At 33.6% G+C, this 13,514-nt stretch carries 9 protein-coding genes and 2 tRNA genes; 3 read left to right on the top strand and 8 right to left on the bottom strand.

Annotated features, from left to right (window positions below):
• Positions 1-12 precede the first annotated feature (12 nt).
• On the bottom strand, positions 13-849 hold the full coding sequence (locus tag AAEO57_RS11095; protein WP_341692545.1) for an ABC transporter permease: 837 nt from the start codon (positions 847-849) through the stop codon (positions 13-15).
• Positions 850-856: 7 nt separating this feature from the next.
• Positions 857-1,762 carry an ABC transporter ATP-binding protein gene (locus tag AAEO57_RS11090; protein WP_341692543.1) on the bottom strand — a complete coding sequence of 302 codons (906 nt, stop codon included), beginning with the start codon at positions 1,760-1,762 and terminating at the stop codon, positions 857-859.
• Between the two features lie 98 nt (positions 1,763-1,860).
• Here AAEO57_RS11090 and AAEO57_RS11085 point away from each other — a divergent pair, with 98 nt between their 5' ends.
• Both AAEO57_RS11085 and AAEO57_RS11080 read left to right on the top strand, forming a co-directional pair.
• Positions 1,861-2,913 carry a hypothetical protein gene (locus AAEO57_RS11085; protein WP_341692541.1) on the top strand — a complete coding sequence of 351 codons (1,053 nt, stop codon included), beginning with the start codon at positions 1,861-1,863 and terminating at the stop codon, positions 2,911-2,913.
• A 12-nt stretch (positions 2,914-2,925) separates the two neighbouring features.
• On the top strand, positions 2,926-3,786 hold the full coding sequence (locus AAEO57_RS11080) for an SdiA-regulated domain-containing protein (RefSeq protein ID WP_341692539.1): 861 nt from the start codon (positions 2,926-2,928) through the stop codon (positions 3,784-3,786).
• 81 nt (positions 3,787-3,867) lie between these two features.
• On the opposite strand, the gene AAEO57_RS11075 is transcribed toward AAEO57_RS11080, so the two are convergent.
• Positions 3,868-7,602: a metallophosphoesterase gene (locus AAEO57_RS11075; protein ID WP_341692537.1), complete on the bottom strand. Its 3,735-nt coding sequence runs from the start codon at positions 7,600-7,602 to the stop codon at positions 3,868-3,870.
• A gap of 25 nt (positions 7,603-7,627) precedes the next feature.
• On the opposite strand from AAEO57_RS11075, the gene AAEO57_RS11070 reads away from it, so the two are divergent.
• The gene (locus tag AAEO57_RS11070; protein WP_341692535.1) at positions 7,628-8,806 is read left to right on the top strand and encodes a Pycsar system effector family protein; all 1,179 of its coding nucleotides are present in this window, start codon (positions 7,628-7,630) and stop codon (positions 8,804-8,806) included.
• Between the two features lie 15 nt (positions 8,807-8,821).
• On the opposite strand, the gene AAEO57_RS11065 is transcribed toward AAEO57_RS11070, so the two are convergent.
• The 5 genes from AAEO57_RS11065 to proS all read right to left on the bottom strand — a co-directional run bounded on the left by AAEO57_RS11065 (position 8,822) and on the right by proS (position 13,488).
• A complete protein-coding gene (locus tag AAEO57_RS11065; RefSeq protein ID WP_341692532.1) occupies positions 8,822-11,188 on the bottom strand; it encodes a GAF domain-containing protein in 2,367 nt (788 codons plus the stop codon).
• 149 nt (positions 11,189-11,337) lie between these two features.
• On the bottom strand, positions 11,338-11,589 hold the full coding sequence (gene rpsT, locus AAEO57_RS11060) for a 30S ribosomal protein S20 (RefSeq protein WP_091492106.1): 252 nt from the start codon (positions 11,587-11,589) through the stop codon (positions 11,338-11,340).
• 153 nt (positions 11,590-11,742) lie between these two features.
• Positions 11,743-11,814 (bottom strand) — tRNA-Glu (locus tag AAEO57_RS11055).
• Positions 11,815-11,859: 45 nt separating this feature from the next.
• Positions 11,860-11,931, bottom strand: a tRNA-Glu gene (locus AAEO57_RS11050).
• Positions 11,932-12,009: 78 nt separating this feature from the next.
• Positions 12,010-13,488, bottom strand: coding sequence for a proline--tRNA ligase (gene proS, locus AAEO57_RS11045; protein ID WP_341692527.1), 1,479 nt, complete (start codon positions 13,486-13,488; stop codon positions 12,010-12,012).
• Positions 13,489-13,514: the final 26 nt, after the last annotated feature.

The raw sequence follows: 13,514 nt of genomic DNA, 5'->3' as shown, positions 1-13,514 counted from the left end.
ATCACAAAAAAACTATAAATCTCTATTTTTTAATATTTTATACGAAAAATAAACAAATAGAAATGTCCAGATTAAAACAATTAGTATTGAAAAATAATTTACGCTATAGTCAATATTATTTTCATACCCAATTTGATTTTGAAGATTCCTTATAGCTGATAATCTTGAAAATGGCAAAACAATCAAATTGGACATGGATTCAAAAGGCAAAAACTGAGCAATCTTCTCATCATAATTACTATCAGGAAAAATCCAAAATGCCAAAAAACCTCTGATAAGTGATTCAATAAAAAGCCACACCAGAAGAAATCCTAGAGCAAATGCTGAACGCTTTACTAAAATTCCGGCAAATAAACAGAATGAAAAGAAGCCGGTCAGTTTTACAAAAAAAGCGAGCAGGTAATCTAAATCCATTAAAATCACATCAAACTCATTGTAAGATGAAAAACAAAATCCGAGAATCAAACTCATAATGAAGACAAAAATAGTTGAACACAAGGCAAATAGTACAACCATTAAGAATTTGGACAAAACAAACTCTTTTTTACTTAAACCATCAATCAAATTTTGCTTTAAAGTTCCGTAACTATATTCGTTTGCCATCATAGAAACAATCACGATAGCAAGAAAAAACTTGAGCCAGGCAGCAATATAAGTATTAAAATGCCAGATAAACGGAAAGTTAAAAATCCCCATTTCAGCCAGGTGAAATTTAAAAAAACCAATATCAAATTTAATGGACGCAATTAATGCAATAAAAGAGAGTAAAATAAAATAGGTCAGTGTCAATATTTTACTGGCTTTATTTTTCCAGATTTTCTGTAATTCTATAGAGAGAAGTCTATTCATTTTATGTTTATTTTGAAGATGCGTTTTTGGTTAATTCTAAAAATTGAGCTTCTAAACTGTTTTTGCGTTTTACCAAATGACTCAGTATAACGTTTTTTGAGAACAGGAATTGATTCAGTTCTGAAGCGGATAAATCCGATTTTAAATAAACCAATACCTTTTCTTCTTCCTCCTTAATTCTATCAATAGCCGGATGTTCCTTCAAAACCAATTTTAAAGTTTCAATATCATCAGACTGAACTTCAAAGAAACTTTCATTAGCAGACATTCCATCAACAGAACCGGAATATAACATCTCCCCTTTTCGCAAAACCACAACATGCGAGCAGACTTTTTCAACTTCGTCCAATAAATGAGAAGCCAGTAAAATTGTGGTTCCCTGAGAAGCAATTTTTTTTATAATATCCCGAATTTGATGAATTCCCTGAGGATCTAAACCATTTGTGGGTTCATCCAGAATTAAAATTTCAGGATCATTTAAAAGTGCCGAAGCAATTGCCAGACGCTGTTTCATTCCGAGCGAAAAAGTACTAAACTTGCTGTTCTTTCTTTCTGCCAACCCAACCAAATTCAGCTTTTCATCGATTTTAGTATAATCAATACTTTTGATTTTGCAGACCAGTTTCAGATTTTCTTCGGCAGTCATGTACGGATAAAAATTAGGTCTTTCTATAATAGCACCTACTTTTTTCAAAGCTTCATGGGTCTGCATTTTTCCACAAAACCAGCTGTAGCTTCCTGAAGTTCGGTTTACAACATTCAGTACAATTCCCAGAGTCGTCGATTTCCCGCTTCCGTTTGGCCCCAGAATGCCATAAACCCTTCCTTTTTGTATCTCAAAAGATACATTTTTTAGAGCCTGAATCCGCCCATATCGTTTATGAAGATTCTCAATTGTAAGTATGGTTTCCAAATTTATTGAGGTTTTAGTTTTTTAGTAAGACGTTTCAAGCTTCCTTTTGTTACTTGAAAATATAAATTAACGTAAATTTGCATTTAAAGTTATTAAAAATGAGCGAGCCATTGATGCTGTTAAAAAAGCCTTCCTACCCTTTAACACAGCCCCTTTTAAGTTATCTGGAACGATATGAAAGAATCTCAAAAGTTTCTGTTTTTTATGATGACTTACTGCGCTTTTCAGGTTCTATAAATGTATACGATAAAAACGATGCCGACACATTATGGATCAGAGTTTACTATAACGAATTTGAGAGAAATGAAATTGACCTGAACCTGAAAAAAATCTATTCGCTTTTACATTCTGACGGAAACAACGAAATTATTCAGTATCTTAATGTTGATGCAATTGACTATTGTACTTTTGGAAATTCAAAACCTTTCCGAATTAAAGTCCGAAATATCCTGAACGACAATTACGTTCACTTTTACATCAAAAAAGCTGATGCTTCGAGAATTTACGGACTGGAATTAGAAGATATTCTATCCCCGGATAAAATCAACTTTTTGGTTTACAATGATACTTTGATTGAAGAACATATTATTGGTATTCCCGGCGATGTTTTTATGGATACATTACTGGACAAATGTACTGAAACGGAAAAGGCACAAATTGCAAAAGAGTTCGTAAAGTTTAATGAACGCTGCATGATTCGGTTATTGGGCGATATGAGAGCGTATAATTATGTAATTGTCCCGATTCATGATTTTGATCAGGTAGTGTATAAAATCCGTCCAATTGATTTTGACCAGCAATGTTATGAAGGCAATTTTAAAGTCTACCGACCTCAGTTTTTCAAGGAAAATTACCCAATGATCAAACTGATTAAAGATAAACTGGAAGAACGTTCTATTTTTCAGTATAAAGATGAAGAGCGCGCCATTTTGGCTAAACGTATTCACTCTGCCGAAAACAGAATTAAAAAATTATTAAATATAATGTGCCACGATACTATTTCAACAGAAGAACATTTGAATCAGCTAAAAATGGAATTGTATCGTTATACTAATGATATGAAATTCAAAAACGCAAAATCCATGGGACATATCATGCATGCGGCCTTCGAATTTATAACACGTAACTTTAAAAACACCAATTTGGTTTAAAAAAATAAGTATATGAAAAAGTCTTTTGTAATAGCCGTTTCTATTGTTTTATTAGCTTGCCAGCAACAATCTAATACCGATTTAAAAACACTTTATTCACTTCCTAAAAAATTAAAAGAAGTTTCCGGAATAACTTATTTCCCAGAGACAAATACTATTTATACTTTAGAAGACAGTGGTAACAAAAATGCTATTTACGCAATTAATTCTCAAGGAAAACTATCCCGAACAATCACTATCTCAAATGCGAAAAATATGGACTGGGAGGATATTACCAAAGACAAAAACGGTAATATTTATATCGGGGATTTTGGTAATAATGATAATGAACGCAGGGATTTGTGTATTTATAAAGTAAACAAAAATCAATTAAATAAAGACATTGCTTTATCGGAATATAAAATTTCTTTCTCCTATCCCGAACAAAAAGAATTTCCACCGAAGAAAAAAGAACTATTTTATGATGTGGAAAGCTTCTTTGAACAGAACGGTTCTTTTTATCTTTTTACCAAAAACCGAAGCAAAGGTTTTGACGGAACTGTATTTATTTACAAAATAAAAAATGCTTCAGGAACTCAAAAAGCAGTCAAAATAGGCGAATTTAAAACCTGCAGCAACTACAATCATTGCGTTTTAACCAGTGCTACCATTAGTCCCGACGGCAAAAAAGTAGCATTATTAAGTCACGACAAAATTGTTTTATTAAAAGGTTTTAAAGGAGATTTGTTTCATAAAGGTTCCCAAACAGAAATAAGTCTAAATCATTTTTCACAAAAAGAAGCTGTCGTTTTCAAAGACAACAACACCCTGCTTATCGCCGATGAGAAGGCTGACAAAATAGGCGGAAATGTTTATGAGTTTAAACTGAAGTAACCTGAAATTTTAAGATGCTAAGATTCTGAGATACTAACAAAACTAAGAATCTTAGCAACTCAAATTCTTAGTTTCTCAAAATTAAAAACTATACGCCGCCCCAAAAATAACTCTTCCTGGTTCGTCAGGTGATTGGAAATAAGAGATTCTTGCAGTTATTAAATTGATTGCATTCAACCATAATCCACCGCCGTAATCCTGATGCCATTTTCTGGAATTTTCTCCGTCAAGCCAGATTCTTCCGTAATCAAAACCACCCAAGATTCCATACGTCATTGGTACAACAGTACGATTTATTTTTCCAATACTAAGTCGTAAATCACTGCTTTGAGAGAAATACGAGTTTCCTAAAAAGCGCTCATTTCTATAGCCTCGTAAATCAGTATCTCCTCCTAGAAAAGCACCATGATAAAAATCAAAATTATTGTTCAGGATTGCTTTTCCTTTCAAAAATGTAGCTAAAACTAATTTTCCGTTATGATCAATCTTATGTGTAAATCCTAAAATACTCTCCAGAGTTGGAAAATTCTGATCTGTATCAGTTAAGTTCGTTGTCCACATTCCAGAAAGCATAAAATACATTCCGAGAGTTGGTTTCGCTGTAAAATCAGAATTTTTAAACACATATTTCACCTTCAAACCTCCATAATTCTGGCTATCGAACACATTTGGATTTATAATGCCTGGCAAATCAATAAAACGGTTTTCAGTTTCTTCAACTGTCAAACGCTGAAAAATTGGCTGTATGCTAAATTCACTTCCAAAACGCCCAACATGTCTTATTGCTCCGGAAACAGCAAACTTTCTGATGCGGACTCTGTTATAATCCATTCCAAATTCGTCGTCATTGTTTTCAGTTTCATTCCCATATCCAAAATAATTCATTGCAAAATTTGGCGTTGTATACTGGGACTCCAAATCAATAACCCATTTTCCTAACAATCCAGGGAAATGTGCCACATAATTAAATTCTAAACCGCCCGTTGCAAAGTAATAGAAACCGTTCAAAACATGTCGCTGTGTATAGGGATTCTGCTTGAAATTATTCACTGTATAATTTAAATTAATACCCAGTTTTACGCCATCATCCGGATTATACCCAATATTTGGAAGTCCCGCTATAACATTATATTTTGGTTTTTCATAATTATACAAATTGATATCATAATCATCTGTAAGCTGGGTTCTGGCTTTTGAATCTAAATTATAGGTGTTTTCTTTTGATTTAAAATCGTATACAATCACTTTTTTACCGTTTTCAATAGTATAGGTATCATTGTTCTGACCTCCTATCAAACGAATTTTTATCTTTGATTTTTGATTTCCTTTTACTTCAAAAACATCATTATCATCAAGACCGTAAATCCACAAATTTTTAGTTTTGTCATCGGTTACTGTTTTGATATACACTAAATCCTCACCTTCTTTTTTTATTCTGAAAACCTGAATTTCAATACTTTTTTTTGCGTTATGATTGATAACGAATTTATCCTTTTTATCAGTTCCCGCCAGCATTACAGTCCGGCTTAACACATCAGAATATTCAGAAGCATATTTTTGAAGGTCTTTTTTTCTGCTTTTTAGTTTCTGTTTGATATCATCAACTGTTTCATCCTGAACTTCTTTTGGCATGTTTTTAAAAGCAGCGTCAATATCAGCATCCGATAAATTTTCCTGAATATATTTAGCCTGTTCCAGCCAGTCTTTTTCTTCGGCGGTCCTTAAAAAAGCCAAATCCATAGGATACGGTTCTCTTCCCAGCCATTTTACATTGATTTTATTCCCTTTAAAAGTACGCATGTGACGAATGGCCGGAATATTCATTATGAGTGAAAGCAAAGCTCCATCATACTTAACAAAAGCCTGGTCACGATCACGCGGAATTGGTTTGTAAATAACCTTATCCCCCTTTTTATATTCGCCCCAGCGCCACTGATCGCTGTGTCTGTCCCAATCCCCAATCAATATATCAAACAAACGTGCTTTGATATATTCTTTTTCGTCTACAGTATATTTTTCATCCTTATGAAGATTTTTCATCATATCATCGGTACTGATAATATTAGATGGATTGCCAAAATTTTTAGCATCCAGATGATTGTCAGCCGGACGTTCTTCAACCATATACAGCTGGTCTCCAAAGTTTGAATTAAACTCCTTCAATCCGTTCTGTTTCGGTATATAATACAAAATCGGATTGGTATGCGAAAGTCCTATCTGGTCAGACATATTCGCTGTTACAAAAGACGCATACGGATGAGATGTAGTATAAAAATCGTATAAAAAATCCTCTGTATAAGTTTCCTTAAAATCATTTACAATATATTGATCCTTAAAAGCAACCGACTGCAAAAAAACAGTCGCACTTTTTTTCATAGCACGCATTATATACTCACGCCCTTGCGGATCAGACATGCGTAACGAAACAGACTGGTGTCCTCCTCCTTCACGAATCGGTTTCAATCCGCCTTTTAAAGTATCTACAGTAGCCATATTAACCTCTATCGGCATACTATAGTATTTTCTGTAATGCTTTCCGAACAAAAATTTATGAAAAAGGCTTTTTTGAGTCATTTCCGGAGAATAAATCGAAGTTTTAATAGTTGCCGGAAAGTTATTCGGAATATCAGATGCCCAGTTTATCTCCTTCGCTTTTATAATTTCATGTTCAAAAAGTTTTTTTTCCTGATTGTTTTCATTTCCAAAGAAAGCCACTTTTGCATCACCGCTTTTGTATAAAGTCAATGTTGCATAACCATTTCCTCCGTATGAAAAGTCTGTTGCATTTATAGCCCTCGCCGCTTCAGATTTTGAGCCTGCACCACTAATAATCTGGTTGATATTTTCTTTACTAATGTACTGCAGATTATGATCGTGTCCAGAAACTACTATGACATTTTTTTGCTTTTGAAGCAGTGTTTTAATTCGTTTTGAATAAATAGTATATTGTTTATTTTGAAGATCCTGCGGACTCACACCAGAGGTTTTTCTCAGCAAATTGATAAATGATCCAATAACCGGAAGCGGAATCTTTTTCTCTAAGGGAAATAATTGTTTTTCCCACGAAAATTGTCCGCCATGTGTTCCGTTGGTCATCAAAGGATGATGAATGGCCAGAACTACGGTTTTTTCCTGATTTTTATTTAAAATATTTTCCAGTTCATCAAAAAAGTCTTCCCTTGTTTTAATATCACAGTTGTCGTTCATGGTCGGATGGTTATCCCAGTCTTCAAGAAACCATTCACTGTCAACAGTAATTAATGCTGTAGTACTGTCAATTTTTACATCTTCAATAGGGCAGCCTTTTCTTGGTAAAAATGCTTTTTTATCGTTCAGGTATTTAGTCACAAAATCGGCCTGACGTTCCAAACCTTTGACACCGCTGTACCAGTCATGATTTCCAGGAATAAAAATTGTTTTCCCTTTAAACCCCTCTGATAATTTTAACTGATTATTCAGTTTTGTTTCAGCTAAGTCCTTGTTAACAGCATTTTTATCCTCCGGAAAACCTTTAGGGTAAATATTATCTCCCAAAAACAACAAAGTCGCTTTTTTACCTGATTTTTTAAGTCTTTGATGTAATAACTCCAAAGTTTGCTTTGCCTGTTCTTCATCAGCATTACCGGCATCGCCAACTAAATAAAAAGTGTGTGCAATTTTTATAGTGTCAGTTGCGTTCTGTGTATCGTTGGCACTCACATTTTTTCCGTACTGTGCTTTATGAGTTGCACACGAAATTATAAGTAAAGCAGTGATTATTGCTAAAGAAAAACTTTTAATAGCAGTAACAAAATGATTATCCAAAAACAATTTCATAATTTAGTGGTATAAAATATTCTTTATGAATCTAATAGAACAATCCGAAGATTTCGTCAGTAATTTACTCAAAGATAAACTATCTAATTTATATTCTTATCATAATTTCAACCATACTTTAACAGTCGTAAGTGCTGTAAAAGAACTTAGCAAAAAAGAAAAAGTAAATGATGAGGATAAAAAAGCACTTTTGGTTGCAGCATGGTTTCATGATACAGGATACATTGAAGGTTATGACAATCATGAAAAAGAGAGTTCTAAAATTGCCGAAGCTTTTTTAAAAGAAAAAGGAGAATCTGATGATTTTATAAACACTGTTTCTAATTTAATTTTGGCTACTGTTAAAGACTATATACCCAAAACACATTTAGAAAAAATCATAAAAGACGCTGATTATGCTCATTTAATGGAAACAGAATATACAACTACCTGCGAATTACTTCGTTTGGAACTTAAAAACACAGGTGTTGTCAATTTCACAAATTCAGAATGGACCAAAGAAAACCTGAATTTCTTACTCAACAAACATCGCTTTTACACCGATTATGCCTTAAGAAAATGGCAGCCCTTAAAAGAAAAAAACCTGATTCTTATTCAGAAAAAAATAAGCAAACAGGAATTGAAAGCTGCTGCTGCAATTGAAGCAGAAAACAAAAAAAAGGATAAAACTGAAAAACCAGATCGTGGTATCGATACCTTGTTTCGTGTTACATTAGGAAATCATACACGATTAAGCGGTATTGCAGACAGCAAAGCCAATATTTTACTATCTGTAAATGCCATTATTATTTCGATTGCACTTTCGTCCATTATTCCAAAATTAGACAGTCCAAAAAATGCTCATTTAGTGATTCCTACTTTTATAATGCTTATGTCCAGTGTTATCACAATAATTTTTGCCATTCTTTCCACTAGACCAAAAGTAACATCCGGGATCTTTACACGTGACGACGTTGAAGCTAAAAAAGTAAATTTAATGTTCTTTGGAAATTTCTACAAAATGCCTCTTGAAGATTACGACTGGGCAATGAATGAAATGATGAAAGACCGTGATTATCTTTACTCCACAATGATCAAGGACTTGTATTATCTGGGGCTGGTTTTACAACGAAAATATAATTTACTCCGGATTGCTTATAATTTTTTCATGTTCGGAATCATTATTACGGTGATTGCATTTGTAATTGCTTTTAAATCCATTTAAAAAAAACTCAGCCTTTTAGCTTAACTCATCTAATAAATCCTGATACGTTATTTTTTTTGCCACTGGATTAACAGTATTATTAATCACTTTTACGCGAATAGCTCTCAGTCCGGAAACACCTTGAAGATCCTCAACTTCAAATTGTTCAATTGCAGGTTCGAGTATTTTTTTATGCTGCAGATATTTAATGTATTTTAAATATTCTGCTTCCTCACTGTTTTGTGAATATACAATCGTAATTTTTTCCTTTTCAGTAATTCGCTCACTTGTACCTTTAATATTGGATTTGTCAATTCGTTTTTTAACCACTTCGTATCTCGCATTATAAGTTCCGTCAACATCAAAACGTTTTTCATCCATTCTGAAACGAATCGAAAGCGGAGCACTAAACACCAATATCAGAGAAGTCACATCCAACTCATACGGAAGCGATTCTTTAAGCTGATGATGCTCCAATTCCATTTCGCATAATGTTTGTAATTGCCATAATCGCAGGTTATGCAAATACATCATATCAAAAGGTTTTGCCGGAGAAATTGATGCGCCAATATATAGGTTATGCTCAACTCCATCCGTTTTAAAGCGCTCATAATAATGCGGATATATTTGCTGCGCTTCCAGTTGTTTTTTATCCAGTACAGAAGCCAGTCTTTTATTGATAATCGACATAGCATTATCAAATTTCTTTCTTTCCTGATAAAACAGACCGGATTTTTCGTCTAGACTTGCAAAATAAGCTTCTTCTAATTCTTCGCTTTCGAAAGAATCTTTACTGTTTTTAAGTATTGGATGGATTTCTTCTTCAATGTAACGCTGAATGTGCTGTTCAGTATCCGCTTTTAAAGGAAACTCCAATTCATTACGAAGAGATTCCAGTTCGAATTTTCGCTGTTCTAAAAGCACAAGATTTGAATTTATTTTCTGGTTTTCAAAAATTTCCAAAAGAGTCGTAAGCTGATTTTGCAAATCGATTTTTACGGTTTCATTTCTATGTTCAGAAGAACTTTTAATATCAATTTGTCCGTATAAAGGATACACATTCTTAAAAACAATCTCTTTAAAAATATAATCCTTCGTATGATTGATATTTTGAAAGTAATTTTGAGATTCTTTTCTGAATTTCCAATAAACACTTGGATGAATCGTTGTATATTCACGCTGTATGATGGCCTCAATATGATGCTGCATATCAGTATTATAACGATCAATAGTATCCGTTAAATAAGGCAAAATCAATTCAAGTTTTGTTGCATTTATACTATTGAGTTCTCTTACGTTTTGAGAGACAACTTCGAGTACCCCTAACAAATGATCCTCTTTTATTATAGGAGCAAAAATACAACTATGTATATTTTGATTCAGCAAATGCTGCCCCAAGCTTTCATTTCCTGCTTCCCGGGAAAATTTTTCTACATTCGAAATCACAAAAGGCTCTTTTTTATCTAATAAATTTTCAAAAGAACACCCAAATAAGGCATTTTTACAATCTACTTCCTGTTCGTTAGAAAGCAGAAAACTTCGCATTTCTGTATCAAATTTAGCTGGTCTGTTAAATTTTTCTTCTTCAGGATTATAAACTACAAAACCAAATCTCAGTCCCGGAATTTTAAATAATGATATAAAGATAGATTCTATAATTTCAGTTGGAGTAATAGAATCTTCGGGTTTTAACAGATTGCTTTTTAAATTCGAAATAGCATTTTCGGTAGTAGCATCAAATAAGGAAACAATTCCAAAACCTTTTAAAATCCAGCTCCCTTCCGGAAATTTTGATCTCCAGAGTTCAATATCAGTATAATTATCTATCAGTAAATCGATATCATCCTGCGTCAGTTGTATTGATTTTTTTGTTGGAATTATTTCTAAAAAATCTGCATTATACAAAATACGATAATGCCTCAAAACACCCTTTTCATCGGGAATATCATAGAAAAAAGGTTTATTAAAATCTATGTTTTGTTTATAATAACTACTTAAAACCAGACAGCAGTTATTAATATAAAACTGATGTTCATCAAAATCGCGGATTTCCATATCAAAATCTTCCCCTGCATTATTTAAAATCTTACGAAATCGCTGTGTAAAATTGAAAGATATATTTTGAAAAGGAATAGTAACTGCTTTGATTTCATTGTGTGTTAAAGCAGTAGGAAACAAATCAGCCAATAGATTTTTTATCAGGGGTTCATTGTTCTGAATGATATTAAAATCCTCAATACCAGTTCTTAATTCCGGCAAAGATTCAATTTCTTTCAGGATTGCTTTTGCATAGTCTGATCTGTAGTTAACATCAGACAAGGCGATCTCTTCTAAAGATTCAATTAATTTATGAAAGGAAATTATAGTTCTGAAAGGGCTTTTTTTGAACAAATGAGTCTTCATCTGAAATGTAGTTTAGAATGCAAAATTAGTAATTAAGTCAATCTGAAGTTTCATTTCTTACAAATATTTTTACACGTCCTTTCAATCTGACTTAAAAACAAAAAAGTCCTCAAATGAGGACTTTTATATGATTCAAAATTGTCTTTTAATTACAATTTAGCAACATGTTTCGTTAATTTAGACTTCAGGTTAGAAGCTTTATTATCATGAATGATATTCTTTTTAGCTAACTTATCAATCATAGAGATTACAGTTGATAATTTTGCAGCAGCATCAGATTTATCGGTAGCTAATCTTAACGCTTTGATAGCATTACGAGTAGTTTTATGCTGATATCTGTTAAGAACTCTTTTCTTTTCGTTACTTCTGATTCTTTTTAATGCTGACTTATGATTTGCCATTTCTTTTAATTTTAGATGTAATAATTATTATAAATACTAGTTAAAAAAGAAAAACCTCCCACAATTGTAAAACAATCACTTTGGTTTTAACTAATAAAACAAAAACCGAGACACCAATTTTTATTTTACAAAACTTATTTACAACTAATTTTGTAGTCCGTAGGGGAATCGAACCCCTGTTACCAGGATGAAAACCTGGCGTCCTAACCCCTAGACGAACGGACCTTAATTCTTCTAAGTTAGAAACTCTTCAATATGTAATATAACTTGTAGTCCGTGGGGGAATCGAACCCCCCTTACCAGGATGAAAACCTGGCGTCCTAACCGATAGACGAACGGACCATGCTTCTGTATTGCGGATGCAAAGATACATCTATTTTTTATTTGCGCAACACCTAATGCAAAAAAATATATATTTTTTTAATAAGCCTTAGCAAAAAGCACTCTTTTAGAGGAAGGTTTCCCAGTAAACACACAGGCTCCCGCTTCTTCTACAGCATCCAGAGGAATGCAACGAATCGTTGCTTTTGTCAAATCTTTTATCTTTTCTTCAGTCTCTGCAGTTCCGTCCCAATGAGCCGAAATAAAACCTCCTTTTCCTTCCAAGACTTCTTTAAACTCCTCAAAATTATTCACTTCCGTAATATGAGCATTACGATAATCTATCGCTTTTGTAAATAAATCGGTTTGAATCTTTTCCAAAAGGTCATTTATATGTTCAACTATTTTTTCGCTTGCAACAACTTCTTTAGTCAAATTATCACGTCTTGCCACTTCAAAAGTTCCATTTTCTAAATCTTTTGGCCCAACAGCAATTCGAACGGGAACCCCTTTTAATTCCCATTCCGCAAACTTGAATCCCGGCTTTTGCGTTGTTCTGTCATCATATTTAACAGAGATCTTAAGTTTTCTTAGCTTAACCGCCAATTCATTTACTGCTGCCGTAATTTGCTCTAACTGCTCATCCGTTTTATGAATTGGCACAATTACAACCTGTATCGGCGCTAAGTTTGGAGGCAGAACCAATCCCTGATCATCAGAATGCGTCATAATTAATGCTCCCATCAAACGAGTAGAAACCCCCCATGAAGTCCCCCAAACATACTCCTGTTTTCCTTCAGCATTTGCAAACTTCACATCAAAAGCTTTTGCAAAGTTCTGACCCAAGAAATGAGATGTTCCTGCCTGCAACGCCTTACCGTCCTGCATTAATGCTTCAATACAATAAGTCTCATCTGCTCCAGCAAAACGTTCAGTTTCTGTCTTGAATCCTTTGACCACTGGAATTGCCATGAAATTTTCTGCAAAATCAGCATAAACATTCATCATTTTTTCAGATTCCTCAATTGCTTCTGTTTTTGTAGCATGAGCCGTATGCCCTTCCTGCCATAAGAATTCAGCAGTTCTCAAAAACAAACGTGTACGCATTTCCCAACGAACTACATTTGCCCACTGATTAATTAATAAAGGTAAATCTCTATAAGATTGCACCCATCCTTTATATGTAGACCAGATAATAGCCTCACTTGTCGGACGAACAATAAGTTCCTCTTCCAGTTTCGCATTTGGATCAACCATTAATTTCCCCGGCCTATCTTCATCGTTTTTTAATCTGTAATGTGTTACAACAGCACATTCTTTTGCAAATCCTTCGGCATTTTTTTCTTCTGCTTCGAACATGCTCTTAGGCACGAATAAAGGAAAATAAGCATTTTGATGACCTGTTTCCTTAAACATCCTGTCCAGCTCTGCCTGCATTTTTTCCCAGATTGCATACCCGTATGGTTTAATTACCATACAGCCTCTAACTCCTGAATTTTCGGCAAGGTCTGCTTTAACAACCAGTTCATTATACCATTTTGAATAATCTTCTGATCTTGTAGTGAGGTTCTTACTCATATTGAATAGTTTGGCACAAATTTTGT

Source organism: Flavobacterium calami (assembly GCF_038290035.1).
Classification (GTDB): Bacteria; Bacteroidota; Bacteroidia; order Flavobacteriales; family Flavobacteriaceae; genus Flavobacterium; species Flavobacterium calami.
This window is presented reverse-complemented; position numbering and strand designations above follow the sequence as displayed.

What these genes read in the sequence shown, in the direction of transcription:
- rpsT (WP_091492106.1), bottom strand. Translation starts at nt 11,589, where the DNA reads ATGGCAAATCATAAGTCAGCATTAAAAAGAATCAGAAGTAACGAAAAG.
- AAEO57_RS11070 (WP_341692535.1), top strand. Translation starts at nt 7,628, where the DNA reads ATGAATCTAATAGAACAATCCGAAGATTTCGTCAGTAATTTACTCAAA.
- AAEO57_RS11065 (WP_341692532.1), bottom strand. Translation starts at nt 11,188, where the DNA reads ATGAAGACTCATTTGTTCAAAAAAAGCCCTTTCAGAACTATAATTTCC.
- proS (WP_341692527.1), bottom strand. Translation starts at nt 13,488, where the DNA reads ATGAGTAAGAACCTCACTACAAGATCAGAAGATTATTCAAAATGGTAT.
- AAEO57_RS11080 (WP_341692539.1), top strand. Translation starts at nt 2,926, where the DNA reads ATGAAAAAGTCTTTTGTAATAGCCGTTTCTATTGTTTTATTAGCTTGC.
- AAEO57_RS11085 (WP_341692541.1), top strand. Translation starts at nt 1,861, where the DNA reads ATGAGCGAGCCATTGATGCTGTTAAAAAAGCCTTCCTACCCTTTAACA.
- AAEO57_RS11075 (WP_341692537.1), bottom strand. Translation starts at nt 7,602, where the DNA reads ATGAAATTGTTTTTGGATAATCATTTTGTTACTGCTATTAAAAGTTTT.
- AAEO57_RS11095 (WP_341692545.1), bottom strand. Translation starts at nt 849, where the DNA reads ATGAATAGACTTCTCTCTATAGAATTACAGAAAATCTGGAAAAATAAA.